General features: G+C 41.2%; 18 protein-coding genes. 10 read left to right on the plus strand and 8 right to left on the minus strand.

The window, feature by feature from the left end; all coding sequences use genetic code 11:
- The 5 genes from KTR06_RS14030 to KTR06_RS14050 all read left to right on the plus strand — a co-directional run.
- Positions 1-185, plus strand: a 185-nt coding sequence (locus tag KTR06_RS14030; RefSeq protein WP_217290440.1) for a hypothetical protein, incomplete at its 5' end; no start/stop codon positions are given.
- Positions 182-970, plus strand: a complete 789-nt coding sequence (nudC, locus tag KTR06_RS14035; protein ID WP_120071047.1) for an NAD(+) diphosphatase — start codon at positions 182-184, stop codon at positions 968-970. The genes KTR06_RS14030 and nudC, both read left to right, overlap by 4 nt.
- 7 nt (positions 971-977) lie before the next feature.
- Complete coding sequence (locus tag KTR06_RS14040; protein WP_004304240.1) at positions 978-1541, plus strand: Crp/Fnr family transcriptional regulator; 564 nt, start codon at positions 978-980, stop codon at positions 1539-1541.
- An 80-nt stretch (positions 1542-1621) separates the two neighbouring features.
- Positions 1622-2671, plus strand: coding sequence for an acyltransferase (locus KTR06_RS14045; protein WP_120071057.1), 1050 nt, complete (start codon positions 1622-1624; stop codon positions 2669-2671).
- Between the two features lie 9 nt (positions 2672-2680).
- On the plus strand, positions 2681-3856 hold the full coding sequence (locus KTR06_RS14050) for a DUF418 domain-containing protein (RefSeq protein WP_217290441.1): 1176 nt from the start codon (positions 2681-2683) through the stop codon (positions 3854-3856).
- A 389-nt stretch (positions 3857-4245) separates the two neighbouring features.
- Here KTR06_RS14050 and KTR06_RS14055 read toward each other — a convergent pair whose 3' ends face one another.
- The 3 genes from KTR06_RS14055 to KTR06_RS14065 form a co-directional block, all read right to left on the minus strand.
- On the minus strand, positions 4246-5991 hold the full coding sequence (locus KTR06_RS14055; protein ID WP_004300737.1) for a phospho-sugar mutase: 1746 nt from the start codon (positions 5989-5991) through the stop codon (positions 4246-4248).
- A gap of 178 nt (positions 5992-6169) precedes the next feature.
- On the minus strand, positions 6170-7807 hold the full coding sequence (locus KTR06_RS14060) for a C69 family dipeptidase (RefSeq protein ID WP_053095326.1): 1638 nt from the start codon (positions 7805-7807) through the stop codon (positions 6170-6172).
- A 28-nt stretch (positions 7808-7835) separates the two neighbouring features.
- Positions 7836-9488 (minus strand): M23 family metallopeptidase, encoded by a 1653-nt coding sequence (locus tag KTR06_RS14065; protein ID WP_074560181.1) that lies wholly within the window; start codon positions 9486-9488, stop codon positions 7836-7838.
- Positions 9489-9686: 198 nt separating this feature from the next.
- On the opposite strand from KTR06_RS14065, the gene KTR06_RS14070 reads away from it, so the two are divergent.
- The 5 genes from KTR06_RS14070 to ald all read left to right on the plus strand — a co-directional run bounded on the left by KTR06_RS14070 (position 9687) and on the right by ald (position 19410).
- Positions 9687-12320: a zinc-dependent metalloprotease gene (locus KTR06_RS14070; protein WP_049702427.1), complete on the plus strand. Its 2634-nt coding sequence runs from the start codon at positions 9687-9689 to the stop codon at positions 12318-12320.
- A 30-nt stretch (positions 12321-12350) separates the two neighbouring features.
- Complete coding sequence (locus tag KTR06_RS14075; protein ID WP_015532979.1) at positions 12351-15698, plus strand: SusC/RagA family TonB-linked outer membrane protein; 3348 nt, start codon at positions 12351-12353, stop codon at positions 15696-15698.
- Between the two features lie 10 nt (positions 15699-15708).
- Positions 15709-17046 carry a RagB/SusD family nutrient uptake outer membrane protein gene (locus KTR06_RS14080; protein ID WP_008025778.1) on the plus strand — a complete coding sequence of 446 codons (1338 nt, stop codon included), beginning with the start codon at positions 15709-15711 and terminating at the stop codon, positions 17044-17046.
- Positions 17047-17489: 443 nt separating this feature from the next.
- Complete coding sequence (locus KTR06_RS14085; RefSeq protein ID WP_004300751.1) at positions 17490-18173, plus strand: WG repeat-containing protein; 684 nt, start codon at positions 17490-17492, stop codon at positions 18171-18173.
- Positions 18174-18303: 130 nt separating this feature from the next.
- Complete coding sequence (ald, locus tag KTR06_RS14090; protein ID WP_008025781.1) at positions 18304-19410, plus strand: alanine dehydrogenase; 1107 nt, start codon at positions 18304-18306, stop codon at positions 19408-19410.
- Between the two features lie 316 nt (positions 19411-19726).
- Here ald and KTR06_RS14095 read toward each other — a convergent pair whose 3' ends face one another.
- The 5 genes from KTR06_RS14095 to KTR06_RS14115 all read right to left on the minus strand — a co-directional run bounded on the left by KTR06_RS14095 (position 19727) and on the right by KTR06_RS14115 (position 23897).
- Positions 19727-20671, minus strand: coding sequence for a nitronate monooxygenase family protein (locus KTR06_RS14095; RefSeq protein WP_008025783.1), 945 nt, complete (start codon positions 20669-20671; stop codon positions 19727-19729).
- A 168-nt stretch (positions 20672-20839) separates the two neighbouring features.
- Positions 20840-21565, minus strand: a complete 726-nt coding sequence (locus KTR06_RS14100) for a DUF4858 domain-containing protein (protein ID WP_004314511.1) — start codon at positions 21563-21565, stop codon at positions 20840-20842.
- 211 nt (positions 21566-21776) lie between these two features.
- Positions 21777-22301: a DUF4943 family protein gene (locus tag KTR06_RS14105; RefSeq protein ID WP_008644616.1), complete on the minus strand. Its 525-nt coding sequence runs from the start codon at positions 22299-22301 to the stop codon at positions 21777-21779.
- Positions 22302-22312: 11 nt separating this feature from the next.
- The gene (locus tag KTR06_RS14110; protein WP_008025786.1) at positions 22313-23362 is read right to left on the minus strand and encodes an outer membrane beta-barrel protein; all 1050 of its coding nucleotides are present in this window, start codon (positions 23360-23362) and stop codon (positions 22313-22315) included.
- Entirely contained in the window at positions 23346-23897 is a 552-nt protein-coding gene (locus KTR06_RS14115; RefSeq protein ID WP_004300758.1) for an RNA polymerase sigma factor, read from the minus strand. The genes KTR06_RS14110 and KTR06_RS14115 overlap by 17 nt, the downstream gene beginning before the upstream one ends.
- Positions 23898-23977 lie beyond the last annotated feature (80 nt).

Below are 23977 nucleotides of genomic sequence, written 5' to 3' on the forward strand. Positions count from 1 at the left end.
TTGCCCTACGCTATATAATTAAGCCCTTTCAGGGCACTCCGCAAAATTATCATTTAGCTCATTTCTGCACGGTTATGAATCAAATTTTGGTGCAGTTGCCCTGTATTTTATCTGATAAGTCTAAATATCAATCTAGTTTTTTTATAACTTCGCAGCGCGAAGATCAAGAATTAGAATTAAAATGAATCATACAGCACAATCATGGTGGTTTATCTTTTACAAAGACCAACTGCTTCTTGAGAAAAAAGAGGATGGTATATATACCGTCCCATGTGGAGAAAGCTCTCCTATTGTTATTAAAGAAAAAACAACCGTACACAATATCACTACACTGGAAGGGAGAAACTGCAAGGCTTTCTCCCTATCCTCTCCCATTGAAGAATCGGAGCAATGGATCATGATAGGGCTTCGTGCCTCCTATGAATATCTTCCTTTGTCTCATTATCAGACAGCAGGAAAAGCACATGAGATTCTGCATTGGGATATAAACAGCCGCTTTTGTTCCGCCTGCGGCACGCCTATGGAACAGAAAGAATCTATCATGAAGCGTTGTCCGAAATGTGGCCGGGAAGTATATCCTTCCATTTCCACAGCGATTCTTGTATTAGTGAGAAAAAAAGATTCACTACTCTTAGTGCACGCCCGCAATTTTAAAGGAACATTCAACAGTCTCGTTGCCGGATTTCTGGAAACCGGAGAAACGCTAGAAGAATGTGTAGCACGTGAAGTGAAAGAAGAAACCGGACTGGATGTAAAGAATATCACTTATTTCGGTAATCAGCCCTGGCCTTATCCCAGCGGACTAATGGTCGGCTTTATTGCTGATTATGCCGGAGGGGAAATCAACCTCCAAGATGAAGAATTGAGCTCGGGAGACTTTTATACAAGAGACAATTTACCCGAACTTCCCAGAAAACTTAGTCTTGCCCGAAAGATGATTGATTGGTGGATAGAACATCCAAATGAATAAATCAAACATGGAAAATATCATCAAAGGAATCCGTCAGTATTATCCGGTATCCGACAGTTCTTTGGAAGTACTCTTCAGCTATATGAAGAAAATGGAGCTTCCTAAAAAACATTTACTGATACACGGTGGAGTACTAGACCGCCACGTCTACTTTATTGAAAAAGGATTTTGTAGGTCCTATTGTTTACGTGACGGAGAAGAAATCACGATCTGGTTTTCACGCGAAGGTGATATTACCTTTGCCATGAAAGATTTATATCATAATCAACCGGGATACGAATATGTAGAATTACTGGAAGATTGTGAATTATATGCCATACGCATTGAAGATTTAAATCAGATTTATGAAACTAATATAGAAATTGCCAACTGGGGACGTGTTATTCATCAGGAATGTTTGTTGTACATGGATATTCACCATATCAACCGATTGTATCTTCCGGCTAAAGAACGTTATGAACAACTTTTACGTGAGCAACCAGATGTCATTCACCGTGCCCAATTGGGATATATAGCCTCCTTTCTAGGCATGACTCCCCAACATCTTAGCCGTCTACGGTCCGAATCTTGATTCTTTTTAATCTATGTGAATTTTTATATCACAAGAAAGCAGTACTTTTGTCAGCGAATACAAAAAAACTGATAAGTATCGTGATTAACACATTAACTTCTTTACGAATATTATTTGCCTTGATGGTATTCGGGGCACATTGTTATGTTCTGGATCCGAGCTTCGACACACACTTCTTTAAAGAAGGATTTGTTGGAGTCAGCTTTTTCTTCATCCTTAGTGGCTTCATTATTGCCTATAATTATGAAGAAAAGTTATTGGAAAAGATCACCACCAAACGTACTTTTTGGGTAGCACGCATTGCCCGCATTTATCCCCTCCATCTACTTACTCTATTAATTGCCGCATGTATAGGAGGGTATGTTCAATACAACGATATGACAGACTGGATAAAACACTTCGCCGCTTCCACTTTTCTATTGCAACCGTTCTTCCCTTCTGCAGATTATTTTTTCTCATTCAATAGTCCTTCGTGGAGTCTGGGCTGCGAACAGTTATTTTATTTCTGTTTCCCCCTCATCATTCCTTTCTTAAATAGTAAACGGAATCTATGCATCACTCTTTTCATCTGCCTGCTGGTTATGCTGACAGGTATGCATCTGACTGCTGAAGAACAAATTAAAGCATACTGGTATGTAAATCCAATCACCCGCCTGCCGGACTTTTTTGTAGGTGTTTTACTTTATCAGTTTTATCGGTCGATATTCAACAAAAAGATTTCTTATTCCACCGGAACACTATTAGAAATAGGAGTAGTCATTTTATTTTTTGTTTTCTATTTTTGTACCGCAGACATTCCCAAAGTATACCGCTATTCTTGTTACTACTGGCTACCCGTTTCTTTGGTGATACTTATCTTTGCCTTACAAAGAGGGTATATATCCCGGTTACTATCCAATCGGGTCTTAGTGATAGGAGGAGAAATCAGTTACAGTTTCTACCTGATACATTTATTTATTATACTCACATACACCCAAATGGCTACTCTGTATCAATGGCACATGCATTGGATGATAAGTGTCCCCGTCATTTTTTGCATCACTATTGCGCTTAGCTTACTCTCTTATTATTATTTTGAAAAGCCTGCCAATAGATGGGTAAAACGAATACTAACTAAAAAACAATCATAAATTAGCCCCATGGAATTATCAACAAAAACACCCCGAATTGAAGTAGTAGATGCTCTTAGAGGATTTGCTGTAATGGCCATCCTTCTGGTTCATAACCTGGAGCATTTCATTTTCCCCGTATATCCGGAAAGTTCTCCTGAATGGCTCACCATTTTGGATGCCGGAGTATTTAATGCGACATTTTCACTGCTTGCCGGAAAGTCTTATGCCATATTCGCTCTGCTTTTCGGATTCACTTTCTATATCCAGTCGCACAACCAGCAGTTGAAAGGAAAGGACTTTGGTTACCGCTTTTTATGGAGAATGATATTGCTGGCAGGATTCGCTACTTTGAATGCTGCTTTCTTCCCGGCAGGAGATGTCCTGCTTCTGTTTGTTGTAGTCAGTCTTGTACTATTTATCGTACGTAAATGGAGTGACAAAGCGATTCTAATCACCGCCATCTTGTTTTCACTGCAACCGATTGAATGGTTTCATTATATAATGAGCCTTTTCAATCCTGCCTATACCCTATCCGATTTGAATGTCGGAGCCATGTATGCTGAAGTAGCAGAATACACCAAAGCCGGAAACTTTTGGGATTTTCTGATAGGCAATGTTACTTTAGGACAGAAAGCAAGCTTGTTTTGGGCTATCGGTGCCGGACGTTTCTTGCAGACTGCCGGACTTTTCCTGTTTGGCTTATATATCGGACGCAAAGAATTGTTCGTAACTACCGAATCTCATTTGAAGTTCTGGATGAAAGCACTTATTATTGCAGCTATCAGTTTCGCGCCACTGTATTCTCTGAAAGAACAGATCATGCAAAGTGACAGCAGTTTAATTCAGCAAACGGTAGGTACTGCCTTTGATATGTGGCAGAAATTTGCATTTACGATTGTACTTGTTGCTTCTTTCGTGTTGCTTTATCAGAAGGATCAGTTCAAGAAAACTGTATCTAATCTGCGATTCTACGGAAAAATGAGTTTGACCAATTATATTTCTCAATCTATTTTGGGAGCCATTATCTATTTCCCATTCGGATTCTATCTTGCTCCTTACTGTGGATATACTCTTAGCCTGATTATCGGTATTATTCTTTTCCTGGCGCAGGTTCGGTTCTGCAAATGGTGGCTGTCTAAACATAAACAAGGACCATTGGAAACAATATGGCATAAATGGACTTGGATAGGCACGAAGAAATAACAGAAAAAAAAGAAATAGCACTGACTGAAAAATAGACTAAGAAAGCAGGCCACGAAATACACATAACTACAAACGAACAACTTACGAATATGAAACTGAACGTATCACTCTAAAGCATCAACAAAACATGTGTATCCGCAGCCTGCGGGTTGAAATTGAGATGATGTCAATACAACAAGATTCTCGCAAGAAGGATTAGCAAGTGGACTTAAAGAATGCAAAGGAAATGAAAGAACTGTGCCAAGTTGGGGAAAAAGCCCGAAAATAGGCAGAATCAGGGCTATGTATAGAGAAAAAGAAGCGCCGCCATAATCTTCGAAAAGACCATGGAGGCGCTATTTATTATTTATCTTTCGTTATCTATATCTGAAATTTCAGAAGAAACAAAATCAGATACCCAATGATTTCTTCACTGCTTCAATCTTTTCCATTGCAGCAGATTCGGCAGAAGCATAACAATTGCGGCAACCCATTTCACCCTGAACTTCCATATAGAACTTAATCTTCGGTTCTGTACCTGAAGGACGAACAGAAACTTTGCTACCGTCTTCAGTGAAATATTGAAGTACGTTAGATGGTTCCGGCATATCGATTGCAGTTACGTTACCTTTATCATCTGTCTGTTTCAGTGTCTTATAATCTTTGCTCAAGATCACTTTAGAGCCACCCAATTCTTTCGGAGGATTGGCACGGAAGTTCTCCATCATAGCTTTGATTTCTTCTGCACCGCTCTTACCCGGTTTCACTACGTTTACAGTAAACTCTTTAGAGAATCCGTATTCTACGTAGATATCCAGCAACAACTGATACAAGGATTTACCATTATCTTTTGCCCATGCAGCAACTTCAGCAATCAAACAGCAAGCTGATACGGCATCTTTATCGCGAACGAAATCTTCGGCAAGGAATCCGTAGCTTTCTTCACCACCACCGATATATTTCTGTTTGCCTTCACGCAGACGGATTTCACGGGCAATCCATTTAAATCCGGTGTAGCAGTCAAGCATTTCGATATTGTTCTTATCTGCGATCTTCTTGATTAATTCAGTTGTAACGATTGTCTTCACACAGAACTCGCCACCTTTAATCTTACCCAGTTGTTTGTACTGTGTCAGAATATAATAAAGGTACATCATACAAGTCTGATTACCATTAATCAGTACCCATTCGCCTTTATCATCCTTGCAAGCAATACCCACACGGTCAGCATCCGGGTCGGAAGCCATAACGAGGTCAGCATCAATTTCTTTGGCAAGGTTTACAGCCATAGAAAGAGCTTCCGCGTTTTCCGGGTTCGGAGATACGACAGTCGGGAAGTTACCGTCCTTAATCATCTGTTCGGGCACAGTAAATACGTTTTCGAATCCCCACATTTTCAATGCACGAGGAATCAACATCATACCTGTACCATGAATCGGAGTATAGACAATCTTCATATCTTTGTGACGGGCGATAGCTGCCGGATCAATAGAAACAGTTTTCACCATATCCAGATAAATCTTATCGATGTCTTCACCGATAATCTGAATCAAATCCGGATTTCCCTGGAATTTAATATCGGCAGCAGAAGCAATTGCATTCACTTCGTCGATGATACCTTTATCGTGTGGAGCCAATACCTGTGCACCATCGTCCCAATATGCCTTGTAACCGTTGTATTCTTTCGGATTGTGAGAAGCAGTCAGGATGATACCGCTTTGGCAACCGAGGTGACGGATGGCGAAAGACATTTCCGGTGTCGGACGCATGTCGTCAAACAGATATACTTTGATACCATTGGCAGAGAAAATATTAGCAGAAGTTTCCGCAAACAAACGGCTGTTGTTGCGGCAATCGTGACCTACTACTACAGAAATCTGCGGCAGGTCTTTGAAGTTCTTTTTCAGATAGTTGGAAAGTCCTTGAGTGGCAGCACCTACCGTATAGATATTCATACGATTGCTACCTACACCCATAATACCACGCAGACCACCAGTACCAAATTCAAGATCTTTGTAGAAAGCTTCAATTAGTTCGGTTTTATCATCGTTTTCCAACATACGCTTCACTTCAGCCTGGGTTTCAGCATCATAAGCCGGGGTTAGCCATTTTTCGGCTTTTTCAGTGACCTGTTTAATAAGTTCCTGATTTTCCATTTCGATTGTTATTTATTGGTTAATGAATTATTTATTATCAATTTCTTGAGCACACAAATGTAAAATAATAAGTTTATAATTCCTAGTTATTTAATGAAGAATTAAGAATGAAAAATGAAGAATCGCATTATAAGACATATTTGCAAAGCATAATTCTTCATTTTTCATTCTTAATTCTTCATTTTACCAAATATCTGTCACCAGTCTGCTTGACATATTCCTGCAAGAATTCTTTCGGATATCCGGGACGCATCACTCCGGCAGGTTGTCCAATAGAATTACGCTCAAACTTACCGTCTTTAACACGTTTCACCACTCCATCATTGTACTTCACAATCAAGAATGTACCCAATTGTTTCCAAGTATCGAAAGTGCTCTGTGCGGTCATATTTGTATAGTTTGTCAGAAAGTCAACTGCTGCGTTCTTATCTTTTGCCAGCAGTTTGGCAGCCATTTCTTCAATGCCTTCCTGTGCATTGTTGAAAGTAGTTTCCATTTCTTTCTGCGCTTCCCGTACATCACCGATCATCAAATCATAACGCGGATAGACCATATTAGATACCCAGTTGAAAATCCAGAAAGCAGAATTCCAGGAGAAAGTAATATAATCGGCCCCATCTACACGGGTATAACATACCGGCACTTTAGTAGCACAACAATAAACCGGAGTAAATACAGCCATGTTCGCATCATCCACGCCAAACCAAAGTACACCGCCTATCGGGTCCGGCTTATGAGCCCGCATTTGTGCAACAAATACAAACCCGCTTTGTTGAGTGGAAATCGGACGTTCGTTGAAATATTCCTGACCATCTACCTTGAAGTTCAGAGGAGAAAGACGGTAAGGTGTCTTATAAGGTCCGGCTCCAAAATCATTGGAGATGTCAAGAGGCGTTCCTTCATAATGGTCGCGCATCATATCTTTCACATCTTGCACGGATAACTTATGTTTCGGTTTCACAAAAAGAGGCATCGGCGTATTGGTCTTTCCCTCAATGTAAGGAAGATAATCTTTTCCGTTATCTGTGAACTTATTAAAATAGCTCCACACACGAGCCTCACAGAAACGGCGGGCACCAAAATCAAGAGGCGCATAGGCTAATGAGAAGCTAAAGTCTTTGTTTACTCCATTAAAATATCCCTTCTCACGGGCAAAAGAAACGACATCCGGAGAGTACATACAGTTTTCCTTGTCGTTCATATCAAACTGGTGGATACGTGACTGGTTGGCATGGGCTGAAATACAATCATCGGGCACACGTACAGCTACCCAAACTGCTCCACGGATGCCGGGACCTTTACCAATCATTTCCATAATCCATATTTCGTTCGGATCGGCAATAGTAAAGGATTCTCCTTCGCTATAATAGCCGTATTGCTGCACTAAGTCGGTCATGATCTTAATTGCTTCACGGGCAGTGCGCGAACGCTGCAAACCGATATAAATCAGACTTCCGTAATCGATAATCCCTGTAGAATCGGCCAATTCCGGACGTCCGCCGAAAGTTGTCTCACCAATGGTAACCTGATATTCATTCATATTACCGACTACATTGTAAGTCTGGCGTGCCTGCTCTATTTCTCCCAGATACTTGCCGGTATCCCATTCATAAACTTTCAGCATCGTACCTTTTGGATAGGTAGCAGCCGGATAATGATAAAGTTCTCCGAATAAGCCATACGAGTCGGCAGAATAGGAAACAATCGTCGAGCCATCGGCAGACGCATTTTTTCCGACAATCAGGTTGGTGCAGGCGAAGGTGTTCGCCACAGCCGCCATCAATACGGCGGCACAAAGAATAATTCTTCTCTTCATAATAAATATATGATTCACTTTTAATAATTTACCAAATAAAGCTTTCACGGGCCACTGTTTCATTCCCACAATAGTCGGTCACTGTAAATTCAACAGTATGCTTGCCTCCTTTCTTTACGCGTTTGGGGTCCAACGTACATTCCCAGTATGATTTCACAATATTGGGACGTCCGAAAAGCGCATACTTTCCGTCAATCGTTCCACGATAGGAAGCAATTCCCGCGCCCTGATCTTTCAAACGATAGACAATTTTTCCGTTTCTTCCCCACTGATTCTTGTTGACAGGGATAATCTCCGGCGGGATGGTATCGATGGCAACAGTGTAAGTTCCCAACTCCCGGATAGATGCTTTCATGTATCCGTCTTCATACTTTCCGCCTACGCTGTACTTTCCTCCTTTTGGAGTTATGCGGGCCACATAATATTTCGTCGTATCGGCAATTGGTTTTCTACGCAACCCGATACACAACTCACAAGCTGCATGCAGCGGAACCGCCTTATCATTCAGCTGATAAGTAAAAGCAACGGCACCACTATCCGCCTTCACCTGATAATTGAGGGGAACATCATCATACAACATTCCTTTCGGAACAACCAGGTTCAATCCCGGTTCTTGCAGATAATTAGTCTTATTCCAGGTAAAATAATATTTCTCCCGATGATTCAACGGTTCAATCGGCTGTTTCCGACCCCGTACGGTGAAACTATATTTGGAAGTGTTTCCAAAAGCATCTTTTAATGTATATAAGAACTGATAGTCCCGTTCCTCATCAATCGTCACCAAGCCACGGTTATCATTCGATGCTTTTAGCAGACGCAAAGTGTTGCCCGGATCAATGAATGATTTCATATATTGCCCATAAGTCCAGGAATTAATCATCCGGTTCTCTTCCTGCGAGAAGCGATCTACGGTGCTACGAAATATTTCATTGCCATCTACCGTAAGCACAACCGAATAAACTCCATAATGGTTATTCACTCCATCCATGTAATCGTATGCTTTGATCCCCACGCCTATCACTCCCCATGCTTCCACCGGACGCTCACTATTGGGAAGGATGGTTTTATTCTCTTGCTTTCCATCCACTACTCCTTTACCCAGTTGTGGAAAAAATAGAATGCCATCCGCTTTCGGAGCACGCGTATCTTTTATTTTCGATTGAAAGAAAGGCATAGGGTCAATATAATCTCCCGATTCCGTTTCAAATACATCCAGGTGAAGATGCGGACCGAACGAATATCCGGTATTTCCGCTCCATGCGATCTGCTGGCCTCCTTTTACCGGATATTCTTCCGGTTCGGGAACAATCTCTACTTCCCAGCTTTCTTCTTCATATTGAAGTTTCTCCACCCTTTCGGCAATGGGAGAAACAAAACCACTCAAATGGCGGTTGATCGTTGAATAGCCATTGTGATAACAGACATCAAGTACATATCCCGAACCATTCGTGACGCGAATACGCGAAATATAGCCATCAGCGAGAGCACGAACGGGTTTACCGATAACTCCGCCTGTCTTAAAATCCAGTCCGCCGTGGAAGTGATTGGAGCGGATTTCTCCAAAGTTCCCACTCAATGTAAGAGGAAAGTCAAAAGGAGGTACAAAGGTTACTTGCTTCTTCTCTTGTCCATACCCTCCGATGCAGCAAGCCAGCATCAAAGCAGTGATATATCGTCTCATCATTCCGTTCACTTTTTTACTCCCGCAAATGTACACTATTCCCACTAAACTATGAAATATCCGAGGAGAATGATGACCGTAGATACTAGTTAATATTTCTTTTTAATGTTATATTCATTGCAAATTAGTAGTCATTATGTTATTTATATTAGTACTTTTGTAGCCGTTTTTTAATTATAATTAAAAGTTAGAAACTCAATGAGAATGTATGTAAAAGTAATGGCAGCGGTCATTGCATGTATATTGCTGAGTGGAGAAGCGCTCTCGGCATTTGCAACTACCCCCGCTACAGAAAATCTGAGTTGGTTTAAAAAGAAAAAGAAAAAACCAGAAGAGAAAGAAGAGAAGAGTAAAAGCGACTACGAGAAATTAGTGGAAGACAGTAAAACGACCAAAGGGATGTTTGCTGTACATCAAAAGAAGAATGATTATTATTTTGAAATTCCCACCTCACTTTTGGGACGTGACTTATTAGTTGTCAATAAGCTGCAACGAGTTCCTGCCGAACTTAATGATGCGGGTGTAAACCGCGGAGTAAACTATGAAAACCAGATGGTTTGCATGGAATGGGACAAAGCGACGGGCAAACTAATGTTACGCCAACAACGTCCATTACCTCTGGCCCCCCAAACGGACGCTATCTTCCGTTCGGTAAAGGATAATTTTATCTCTCCGCTGATTGCCGCATTCAAGATCGAAGCAGTCAATGCAGATTCTACGGCATTAGTAATCAAGGTGAATGATATTTATGATGGTACGGAAACCAGTATCAATAACGTATTTACCAATATTAATCTGGGTACTTCGGCTATCAAGAATTTATCACGTATTCTATCCATCAAATCCTTTTCAAACAATGTCGTGGCAACTTCCGAGTTGACTACCCGGGTAACGGAAGGTACTACTACTGTTTATGTAACGGTGGAAGTTAGTTCTTCTATTCTCTTATTGCCCGAGAAGCCGATGATGGGACGATTCGACAATCAGAAGGTCGGTTATTTCACGAATCCGTTATTAAGTTTTAGTGATGCGCAGCAGCGTACGGATAAGACACAGTATATCACCCGCTGGCGTATGGAACCCAAACCGGAAGATCGGGAGGCTTATCTGAAAGGTCAGATGGTGGAACCTGCCAAACCGATTGTCTTCTACATTGACAATTCAACTCCTTACCAATGGCGTTCGTACATTAAGAAAGGTATCGAGGACTGGCAGATTGCCTTTGAAAAGGCGGGTTTCAAGAATGCGATTATCGCCAAAGAAATCACGGACAGTATGCATGTAGACATGGATGATGTCAACTACTCCGTACTGACTTATGCTGCTTCGGAAAAGAAAAATGCAATGGGACCTTCTCTGTTAGATCCCCGTTCCGGAGAAATCCTGGAAGCTGATATTATGTGGTGGCACAATGTGCTTTCTATGGTACGTGAATGGATTACTGTCCAGACCGGAACAGTGTGTCCGGAAGCACGTAATGTACAATTGCCTGATGCTTTGATGGGAGATGCCATTCGATTCGTCGCCTGTCATGAGGTAGGCCACTCTCTGGGACTCCGCCACAATATGATGGGTTCATGGGCTTTCCCGACAGATTCATTACGTTCCGAAGCATTCACTTCCAGAATGAACTCTACCGCTTCATCTATCATGGATTATGCACGATTCAATTATATCGCACAGCCTGGAGATGGCGTGAAAGTTCTTTCTCCGCATATCGGTCCATACGATATGTTCGCTATCGAATATGGATATCGTTGGTACGGAAAGAGTACTCCGGAAGAAGAAAAGGATATTTTATTCGATTTCTTGAGCAAACATACTGATCGGCTTTATAAATATAGTGAAGCACAGGACGTCCGCGATGCGGTAGATCCACGTGCACAGAACGAAGATTTAGGTGATGATCCGGTTCGTTCTTCTTTACTTGGCATTGAGAATCTGAAACGTATCGTTCCACAAATTCTTCAATGGACTACTACCGGTGAGAAGGGACAAACTTATGAAGAAGCATCTCGCCTCTACTACGCTGTAATCAACCAATGGAACAACTATTTATATCATGTCCTTGCCAATATTGGCGGCATCTACATTGAAAATACAATTGTAGGAGACGGCGTTAAAACTTATACATTTGTAGAGAAAGAGAAACAACAAGCTTCACTGAAATTTCTGATGGATGAAGTTTTGACGTACCCTAAATGGCTGTTTGACACGGAAGTGGGACAATATACTTATCTACTTCGCAATACTCCCATTGGAAAACAGGAGAATGCTCCTACGCAAATCTTAAAGAACGCCCAAGCCTATATCCTTTGGGATTTACTTGGCAATACTCGTTTGATGCGTATGATAGAGAATGAATCTGTCAACGGAAAGAAAGCCTTTACAGTAGTGGAACTTATGGACGGACTTCATAAGAATATTTTCGGTGTTACCGAACGCGGTGGTATCCCTAATGTTATGGAACGTTCTTTGCAGAAAAACTTCCTCGATGCATTACTTACAGCCGCTGCAGAACCAGAAGCTGTTAAAATCAACAAAAAGATTGCAAACGAGCATTTCTTGCTTGACCACGCTACTCCTTTCTGTAGCTGTTACGCTGCCGAACAACGTGCACTTCGTCAGGAAGACCGGATGGGTGCTCCACGTGTGCTCAATTTCTATGGCAGTCAGCTCAACCGTATTTCAGATGCTATTTCTGTGAAACGCGGTGAATTATTACGTATCAAGAAGTTGTTGCAGAACCGTCTCGGAACTTCCGATACTGCTGCACGCTATCATTATGAGGACATGATTCTACGTATTAATACTGCTTTAGGAATCAAATAAAACCACTTATTACTTTAACTATCTACATTAATGAGAAAAAAATACTTGTGCATTCTTATATGCCTCTTTGCAAATGCGCTGGCCTTTGCCAGCGCTGCTAATCGTACAATCACCGGAGTCGTTATATCCGGTGAAGATAATGAACCTCTGATCGGTGCTTCCGTATATGTTAACGCAGATGACTTAAAAAAGGCCGGAGCATCACAGACTTCTCTAGGTACTATCACTGATATGGATGGTAAATTCTCCATTTCCATTCCGGAAAAGGTGACTAGGTTACATTGTAGTTATATAGGATTTGAAGAACAAGACATCGTTTTGCAAGCAGGAAAAGATACTTATCGTATTGTACTTCAAGCTTCTGCACACACATTGGGAGACGTCGTAGTAACCGGTTATCAAGAACTGGAACGTCGTAAACTGACTGCTGCCATTGCCAAAGTAGATGTAACAGATGGAATGGTAGGTGCTGCAAAAAGTATCGACCAGGCATTAGCGGGACAAATCGCCGGTGTGGCTGTAACGACAACTTCCGGTGCACCGGGAGCTCCAGCACGTATTCGTATTCGTGGCACGGCTTCACTGAATGGAACACAAGACCCGTTGTGGGTATTGGATGGGATACCTTTGGAAGGGACTGATATTCCAGAAATCAACAAAGATAACGATAATGACATCGTAAATATGTCACAATCTTCTATCGCAGGTTTAAGTCCAAACGACATTGAAAGCATTACGATATTAAAAGATGCAGCTGCTACTGCTATCTATGGTGCACGTGCTGCAAATGGCGTAATTGTGGTAACAACCAAAAGAGGAAAAACCGGAAAACCTGTTATTAACTTCAATACTAAATTGACTTATACTCCAAATCTCAATACTTCACGACTCAACTTACTAAACTCGGAAGAGAAAGTCGATTTGGAACTTCAATTGTTAAAAGAAGCACGGTTTGACATATTATGGGGATTAACAGATCCGATACCGGTATTTCCTGAAAAAGGAAAAGTTGCTGCTATCATGAAACAATATAACTTAATAGACATCTATAAAGAACAGGGGTGGAACGGACTGACACCTGAAGCCCAAAATGCTATAAACAAACTGAAAACAATCAATACAGACTGGAATGATATATTATTCAGAGATGCTTTCACGCAAGAATATAACTTTAGCATTTCCGGTGGTAGCGAAAAGGTTACTTATTACAACTCACTTGGTTATGTCAAAGAAAACGGAAATGTACCAGGTGTAAGCATGAGTCGTTTTAATCTGACCAGTAAAACGTCTTACCAAATCAACAAAATATTAAAAATTGGAATGTCTATTTTTGCCAACAGACGCAAGAATAACACATTTATGACTGATACTTACGGACTTATTAACCCTATATATTATTCACGTATCGCCAACCCTTACTTTGCTCCGTTTGACGAACAAGGAAACTACCTTTACGATTACGACGTAGTCAGAAGTAGTGAAACAGATGAAAAGCAAGGCTTTAATATATTCGAAGAACGAGCAAACACCAATAAAGAATCTGTCACCACAGCCATCAATTCTATCTTTGATGTTCAGCTACGTTTTAACGATCAGTGGAAAGTTTATTCACAGATTGGTGTGCAATGGGATCAATTGTCGCAAGAAGAATATGCCGGGATAAATTCATATAATATTAGGAATATACGTGAAACCAATAAATATTGGAAAAATGGTGTACAAACCTATCTTATACCAGAAGGAGGCATGCTTAAAACAACTAATAGTACAACCTCACAACTCACATGGAAAATACAAGGAGAATACAAAAACACATTTGGGGATATACATGACATACAAATAATGGCTGGTTCGGAAATTCGCAAAAACTGGGTAGACAACCAAGCCTCAACCGGATACGGATATGATCCCAAGAAACTAACATTCCAGAATCTCATATTTAAAGATGAAGCACAAGCCAATGATTGGAATCTAAAAACTAAATCGTACAAGGAAAACGCTTTTGCTTCTTTCTTTGCCAATGGTTCATATACTTTAATGAATCGTTATACATTGGGAGGAAGTGTGCGCATGGATGGTTCTGATTTATTCGGAGTAGATAAGAAATACCGTTTCTTACCAATCTATTCGGTAAGCGGTTTGTGGCGTTTATCTAATGAATCGTTCATTAGACAATACAAATGGATTGATAATTTAGCTCTTCGCCTTTCTTATGGTTTACAAGGAAATATTGATAAGGGAACCTCTCCATTCCTAGTCGGGAAATATGATAATGTGAATATTTTACCTGGCTACAGTGAAGAAAATATTATTATCAATAGTGCTCCCAACAGTAAATTACGCTGGGAAAAAACAGCATCTTACAATTTAGGAATGGATTTTTCCGTACTCAATCAAGCCATCAATCTTAGTGTAGATTACTACTATAGAAAAGGAACAGACTTAATTGGTTCTAAAGCATTAGCTTTGGAAAATGGATTCACTAATATGTCTATAAACTGGGCTAGCATGGAAAATAAAGGTGTAGAAGTAAATCTGCAGACACGTAATATCACCACTAAAAACTTCTCTTGGTACACTACTTTCAACTTCGCATATAATCAAAATAAAGTACTAAAAGTACTTACAGATAAAAGCCAAGTGACTCCTAGTCTGGAAGGATATCCTGTAGGTGCAATCTTTGCCCTAAAAACAAAAGGTATAAATCCTGATACAGGGCAAATCTATCTTGAGAATAAAGAGGGCAAAGCTGTCACTGTGGAAGAATTATTTAGAATGACATCAAATGAAGACGGGCTTGGCACTTACCAAATAGGACCGAATAGCGAAGAACAAAGAGATTTCTACAGCTATGTCGGAACGTCAGACGCTCCCTATACGGGCGGTTTTCTAAATACGTTCAATTACCGCAATTGGGAACTGAACCTGAATTTTTCTTATAATTTTGGAGCACACGTAAAAACTACTCCAAGTTATAATGTGTCTGACTTAGATCCAGGACGCAATATGAATAGAGACATACTGGATAGATGGACACCAGAAAATAAAACAGGAAAATTCCCTGCATTAGCAACGTATAACTACAATCCGGCTGACTACTACTTGTTCAGTACTCGAAATGACATTTACAGATCACTGGACATCTGGGTAAAAAAACTAAGCTTTGTACGCTTACAAAATATTCGTCTTGCTTATCGGGTGCCATCCGAATGGCTGCATAAACTAAGTATCGGCGGAGCAACTGTAGGATTAGAGGCTCGTAACCTATTCGTTATCAGCTCTAATTATGATAATTATATGGATCCGGAGTCAATGGGCAACCTATACTCTACCCCAGTTCCCAAATCCATTACCTTCAATCTAAGTCTTAACTTTTAAAAAATATATTATGACAAAGAAAATATATTATATATTCACATTAATAGGAAGCCTGTTATTATCTTCTTGTGATAGTTATTTGGACATACAGCCAGTAGGCCAAGTAATTCCCAATACGCTAGCTGAATACAGAGCTTTATTCACAACAGCTTACAATACAGCACTCAATGACAGAGGAATATGCGAAATCAGAACAGATATCGCAACCATATTACAGTCTGATGCCACTTCCAAAAATTCTTTAGGAGATGTTGAAAAATGGAATGATGTTAATCCGAATGCAAGTACGAGACAATTTGGATGGGCGGCCTATTATACCAATATCTATTATGCCAACGCAATCATCGATAAAAAGGATGAAATATCAGAAGGAAGCCAAGAAGATATTAATCAATTAGTTGGAGAAGCTTACCTCATGAGAGCATATATGCACTTTATATTGGTCAACCTTTATGGACAACCTTATACAGCTGCCGGAGCATTAGAAACCAAAGCAGTTCCTCTCAAACTCAATACTGATTTAGAAGAAATACCATCACGAAACACTGTAAAAGAAATATATACCTCCATATTGTCTGATATAGAAACAGCAAGGAAACTGATTAATAAAAAAGAATGGGAAGTTCAATATTCATACCGTTTCTCAACATTGTCAGTAGATGCTATGGAATCACGGGTATATTTATACATGGGTGAATGGGGCAAATCTTATGAATCTTCGGAACGTGTACTAGCCGGAAAATCAACATTAGTGAACCTAAACGATGAAGGAGACAAACTTCCTAATGAATTTACATCTGTAGAAATGATCACTGCCTATGAAATTTTCCCGAATAGCGATTATGCCGGATCACTCTTACTATACCCTGCATTTTTACAAGAATATGAGGAAGGAAAAGATCTACGCCCAAACAAGTACTATCAAGCAAATAAAAATGGAGATTATACTTCTATCAAAAGTGGTGAATCTAAATTCAAATGTACTTTCCGCACTGGAGAGTTTTATTTAAATTCAGCAGAAGCTGCTGCACATTTAAACAAATTGCCTGAAGCACGTTCACGACTTCTAAAGTTAGTAGAGAATCGTTATACACCAGAAGGTTATGAACAAAAGAAGAATGAAATAAATGCAATGAGCCAAGAAAAGCTAATCACAGAAATTCTGAAAGAACGCGCTCGTGAGCTTGCTTTTGAAGGACATCGCTGGTTTGATTTACGCCGAACTACCCGACCAGAAATCAAAAAAGAAATAGAAGATGTGACCTACACACTTGTACAAGATGACTCCCGCTATACATTGCGTATTCCACAAGATGCAATTGATGCCAATCCTGGATTATTAAACTAATAACATATTACCATCTATATTCTTATAGATATCACTAAATAACAAACTATAAAAAACTCTCTTTACCAAAAGCGTAAGGGGAGTTTTTTTATTCTGTCCACTAACTACTTTATATTTTATCTACACATCTCGTCCATCGCTAAATCTTTATCCCCCAAAAGAATTGCCGATTAACAGAAAATCCGTATCTTTGTAGCGACTTATTACGATTAATAACGTAGAAGCGTTTAGAATATTATCTCTATTCAGAATCTGGTAAATTCTTTAATTGGGGAGATAATGGCAACTAAGCGTTCACGTCTTTGTTATATGCAAGGGCGTGGACTCTGTTGTTCATTTCCCAATAGGTTTACCAGAGCCTTGAATAGAATGAACTAACGACGTCCACGCTTCTCTTGTATATATATGGTATCCGGACGCTTACCACACAAACAATAAAGAAAATGAGTAGCACTATTACAAAGTTCTTCGCTTCTTTTTTAGCTTATGGGGTAGCTAATAAGAAAAAGCGCTTCTCGGCCATTGGCCGTTTCTCTGAAGGATTGGCACCGGTTAAAGGAAAAATCCAATGGGGATACATTAATAAAGAATATGACATTGTCATTCCTCTAATGTATGAACGGGCTTTCTCGTTTAAAGAAGGATTAGGGATGGTAGTACTCAATTCTCAATACGGATTCATCGACCATACCGGACAAATACGGATTCCGTTTAAATATGCAGCCGCTCACTCGTTTGAGCAAGAATGTGCACGAGTATGTCACGATGGATTATGGGGACTGATTGACAGACAAGGAAACTACATTCTTCCACCGACTTACAGTCAAATGGAGCAATTCGCGGAAGGATTAGCCCTCGTCTCACTACACAACAAAGTTGGATTCATTAATAAGAAAGGAGAAGTTGTCATTCCGCTGGAATATGATAATGGATGCTCTTTTTCTGAAGGATTAGCTGCCGTTTGCATTGAAAGCCAGTCGTCCAAGTGGGGATACATAAACAAAGATAATGAAGAAGTACTTCCTTTTAAGTACGATATCGCAGAACCCTTTTATAACAACATAGCTCGAGTGGGTCTCTATGGAAAAAGCATGAAAATCAACAAGCAGGGCAGTGAATGTCTATAAAACAACCACTCTACGCATTTATTCATCTCAACACGCGAAGACATTCTGTTCTAAAACATCCCCTTACGAACAACAACGTAAGGGGATTTTTCGTACTTTCGAACATGTTAAATCTTTAATACGCAACATTATGATTATCGGAGTACCAAAGGAAATCAAAAACAATGAGAACCGTGTAGGCATGACACCTTCGGGAGTGGCTGAAGTGGTAAAACAAGGGCATCGGGTATTTATCCAACATACAGCGGGAATAAATAGCGGTTTTCCGGATGAAGCATATCAAGCTGTCGGCGCACATATCCTGCCAACAATAGAAGATATTTACGCTACTGCCGAGATGATCGTAAAGGTGAAAGAGCCGATAATCACTGAATATAACTTAATAAGAAAAGGACAGTTACTATTCACTTATTTCCATTTTGCTTCCGACAGGGAGTTAACCCTTGCCATGCTCTCCAACAAATCAATATGCCTGGCTTACGAAACTGTAGAAGAAGCAGACCATACATTACCTTTATTAATTCCGATGAGCGAAGTTGCCGGACGTATGTCTATTCAGGAAGGTGCCCGTTTCCTAGAAAAACCGCAAGGTGGAAAAGGTATTCTTTTGGGAGGTGTACCAGGTGTTAAACCGGCTAAAGTATTAATTTTAGGTGGCGGAATCGTAGGTAGCAATGCTGCGCAAATGGCTGCGGGAATGGGAGCAGACGTCACTATCACAGATATAAATCTGGCACGTTTGCGCTATTTGAGTGAAACACTTCCTAAGAATGTAAAGACATTGTATGCATCCGAACTAAGAATCAGAAAAGAATTGCCGGATGTTGATTTAGTTGTCGGTTCCGTATTGATTCCCGGCGATAAAGCACCACATCTGATTACTAAAGAGATGCTTTCGATGATGCAACCCGGCACAGTATTAGTAGATGTAGCAATTGACCAGGGAGGATGCTTCGAGACTTCTCACCCAACCACCCACAGTGCACCGACCTATATTGTAGACGGAATCGTTCATTATGCAGTAGCTAATATTCCGGGAGCCGTACCTTATACTTCCACTCTTGCACTGACTAATGCTACCCTCCCCTACGTGATCGCTTTAGCAAATAAGGGATGGAAAAAAGCCTGCAAAGATAATCCGGCATTGGCTCTTGGACTGAATATTGTAGAAGGAAAAATCGTTTATAAAGCTGTAGCCGATGTATTTGGTTTGAAATACGAACCTGTCAGCCTATAATAAATGGGAATTTATCGGTTAAATGAGAATTTAGCGGTTGAATGAGAATTTAGCGGTTAAGCTGAAAGCCTTACAATTATATATTTATTGGGGTGCCCTGAAAGGGCTTAATTATATAGCGTAGGGCAACGCCCTACGAAAAAAACACACCAGCCACAAGCCCTGAAAGGGCGGAACTGTATACAATTATGCCCTTTCAGGGCGCAAATTCAGATTGTCGTTTTTACGTAGGGCGTTGCCCTACGCTATATAATTAAGCCCTTTCAGGGCACTCCGCAAAATTAAACCCTTTCAGGGCACTCCGCAAAATGATCATTTATCGTTCAAACAAATATTTTTTCTCCACAGCTTGCCGATAAGATTCAACCAATTCATTCATCACCTCTGCCACCGACTGTCGACGGGATATTATTGCCGAGACCTGACCTATTTCCAGTTCACCTTCTTCCAAGTCACCTTCGAAGATACCTTTCTTAGCACGTCCGCGTCCGAGCAAAGTTCTTAATTCCTCGGAAGTAGCACCACTATCTTCAGCCTTCTCCACCGCTTCACGAAAAGCATTCTTTACCAATCGTGTCGGAGCCAGCTTTTTCAACAACAACTTAGTATCCCCTTCACCGAGACTCAAACAATAATCTTTAAATACCGGACTCGCAGAACTCTCTTCAGTCAGCGCAAAACGTGTTCCTATTTGCACACCTTCCGCCCCCAACACCATAGCAGCCAGTATTCCTTCTCCTGTACCAATACCTCCCGCGGCTATCAAAGGCAATGTGGTAGCCTCACGCACAGCAGGAATCAAACAGAAAGTCGTTGTTTCCTCCCGTCCATTATGCCCTCCGGCTTCGAAACCTTCAGCTACTACTGCATCCACCCCGGCTTCTTCACATTTCATAGCAAAACGAGAAGATGAAACGACATGAACAACTGTTATTCCACGCTCCTTCAACCATCCGGTCCACGTTTTCGGATTTCCGGCAGAGGTAAAAACAATCTTCACTCCCTCTTCCACTACAATATTCATAATCTCTTCTATTTGGGGATACATCAAAGGGATATTCACTCCAAAGGGAAATTTTGTGGCCGCATTACATTTACGGATATGTTCACGTAAAGTGTCCGGATGCATAGAACCGGCACCGATCAATCCCAATCCGCCGGCATTGCTCACGGCAGAAGCAAGACGCCAACCGCTACACCACACCATACCACCTTGAATAATAGGATATTGAATACCCAGAAGGGAAGTAATTCTATTCATAATTAATAATTTATCTATGTTTTAATATGCCAAAATACCAATGATAACGACAGAGTTATATAACAATGCGCCAACATAACAATACACAAATATACTAATTATTCAATTACAAACACTCTCAAATCAGTACATTACACATTGTTACATCAACACATCATTATAACGTCTTCAGCGTGCAATCTGTTCGATCGGTTTATTTATCAACACAGTTGTAGAATCTCCATAAGTTCTCAAAACCTCCAATGTGCGGGCGCGGTTATCTCTGCCTTTCTTATTCCAGAACTCTTTGGTAAAGACAGCCATCAGGTCAAGTCCACCGACCGTTCCGCCATTGATATATACCCCACTTCCACCAAACAAGGGAATAGGTGCGTCCATCACTACCGTGTTCACCATCATTCCATTGGCACGTTCACTCAACTGCCGGAAACGTACTCCACTCGCCTGTATCTCATCCAAAGATTTACGCACCCCTTTCGCCATCGGATTACGTGCCCAGTTCGAGTAGGATCTTTGATGGCGTATCTCATAGAAAGGATCTCCCCGCCAAGTGTTTTTATCAATCTTTATCTTCTTCTGATAGATAGGATCCCAGTTATAACGGGTATTCGCTTTATATGGCATCAAACTCAACACCACTTTCGGTTTAGGCAATGCTTCAGGAAGCGATTCATCAGGCATCATCCAGCTTTTCTCCTCCGACATTCGGGGAGTACCAACCGCAGTTCCGAAATCAATCGACTTTACAGCATCCATATTCAAATGCAACTCCTGGTCACTCTCCAGCAATTTCTTCAAATGCAAAGAGTCTTGCGCCGTCCATACTTGCGAATATGCAAATAAAGCCGTCAGGCACAGTACCATCGTTGCAATAAACCGTTTCAATCTATCCATCCTCTATTCTCTTTCATTACCTGTTATTTTGGAGCACTTCATATACACTAATGCACATACGTTTCTCCCTTACGTTACCACCTATATTCTCCTACGAGAAGCGGTCTTTTGAGCGTAGTAATCCCCTGTCAGCAGCATAAGACTACTGATACAAACAAACGTTCCCACATGAATGTTTCCTATTTTTTACTTTCCGAAGGCTCCTCCTTTGTTACCACCAACGATAACCCGATCCACAAAGCGGCTCATCGTAGCACGGATCGATTGTCCATCTTGTTTTCGGATATTGGCGTTCTTCCCACCAACTACGATAACAAGCGGCTGCATCAAGCACCTCCTCATCAGTCAGGAAATAAATTGCTTCATAATTTTCAGCATTCGCCAATACCATTTTGCAACCTAATGACGGAGGTGTGCCCTGACGGATAGACTCAATCACCCAAAGCATACACTCGCCCAACCGAATTTTACCATTGTTCATATTATAAACCGACGGAAAAGAAGGAATAATGGTCAGATCTTCTGCATATTTTAAAAGTTCGGGGATGTCCTCTTCCGTAAAATGAGGGACCTCCACCACCCCTTTATCATTCTTCATCTTGTATGTACCCGACTTCAATTGTTTCACAAAAAGGGCAACATCCGGATTGTTATAATCCATTTCTTCGCTGGTGCATCCTGTAAAAGATACGATCAGGCAAACAGCCATCCACAGCATTAGTAGTGTTTTTTTCATTTTCATAAGGATTAATACGTCATGCGAAGTCCGCAAAGTAAATTAAAATTAGTCGGCCGTTTCGTTCGTACCGTAGCCAGTTTCGAATCTGTTTTAAAATGATGCGAAACTCCAGGTTCGGCAAAAACAGCAAGTCGGTCATTAATCTTATAATTGATTCCAATGCCGGCAGTCACTGCCAGTTGGATAGGTTCTTCTTTAAAACTGTTGTCCGGCGCGCCGGCGATACATTTATCGGCTATTCCGCCTACGGTAGCATAAAGGTCAAATTTCTTCGTATCTACCAGTGTTACATTTACTTTAACGGGGATACCCAGATAGTGCAAATGCTGCCCCGCCGAACGAAGGTTTGAATAAAGCAGTCCGGTTTCTATTCCGAGAGATTCGTTTAGTTTACGCTCTACCGTTACCCCTGCGGAAACTGGCATTTTATAAGTGCCATTATCAGCTGGAAGCGCCGTGCCTACCTGAACTTTCATCGCCCAGCGATGCTTTTTCACCGCTTTGGGTTGAGCCACATTCACATTCGATTGTTCTTCCGGAGCTACAGATGATTCCGTATCACCGTTTGTTGCCTGCCAAAAGCCGTTATTCCCTTGATTACCATATCGGTTGCCATTTCCTGTGGAAGTGGTGGCGGAAAAAGAAAACGACATGGAGAAAGTGATAGAAAGCGAATCTTCTTCCTCCGTGTATTGTGACAGCATACCGTAAGACTTTGGAGCCGGTTTCGGCAACACCGGTTCTACCGGCAACGGTAACTGATTGACGCGTACTCCATCTCCATCCATCTGCCCTCCATTTGTCACGGCTATCTTTGTAAATGCTTCTTCCATTTCTTCTTTGGGAGAGAAATACAAGAAAGTAGCCGACGAGGCCGCCAAAACGAGCAATACAGATGCCGCAGCCGCCACACGGAAGAGCAGAATCCGACGACGATGCTGGCAAGCCACAGGTATTTCCTGCGAGAGCTCTTCCCAAAAGCCATCCCGTACACTCATCCCTGCATCAGCGAGACGCGTGCGAAACAGATCGGTTATTTCATCATTTTCTTTCTTCATGATTCCTATACTCTTTAATTCTTTTTGCTAACAAATACTTGGCCCGGTGCAACTGCGAAGTAGACGAATGTTCTTTAATGTGAAGCATCTTGGCTATCTCCTTGTGCGATTTCTCTTCAAACACATAAAGGTTGAAAACGGTTCGGCAACCATCCGGCAATTCAGCAATAAAAGCCATCAATTGCTCTTCGGAGATTCCAGCCCCTCCTCCCGAGTCCGATATATCCGGTATATCGGGAAGCTGCTCTTCATGCACTACCAACTGGCTGACTCGTTTCTCCCGCCGCAGGAAATCGAGTGATTGAGTGACCATCACCCGGGTGATCCATGTACAGAGCGAAGACTCGCCCCGGAACGAGAAGTTGGTAAAAATCTTGATGAAACCGTCATGCAGTACATCGTGCGCCGCATCCATATCGCCCGTATAGCGGAAACATACCGCCAGCATCTGTTTGGAATAGAGGGTGTAAAGTTCCTTTCGGGCTGAATCCTTTCCTGCCCGACAGCCCTTTATCAGTTCTATCTCGTTTTCCAAAGTCAATTACTTTTTTTTAAAATCGAACGTATGTCTGCGTCGTTTTACTCATTAGACGCAAGAGTTTGAGGAATGCTGCA

Source organism: Bacteroides sp. MSK.20.12, from assembly GCF_019052435.1.
Taxonomy (GTDB): domain Bacteria; phylum Bacteroidota; class Bacteroidia; order Bacteroidales; family Bacteroidaceae; genus Bacteroides; species Bacteroides xylanisolvens.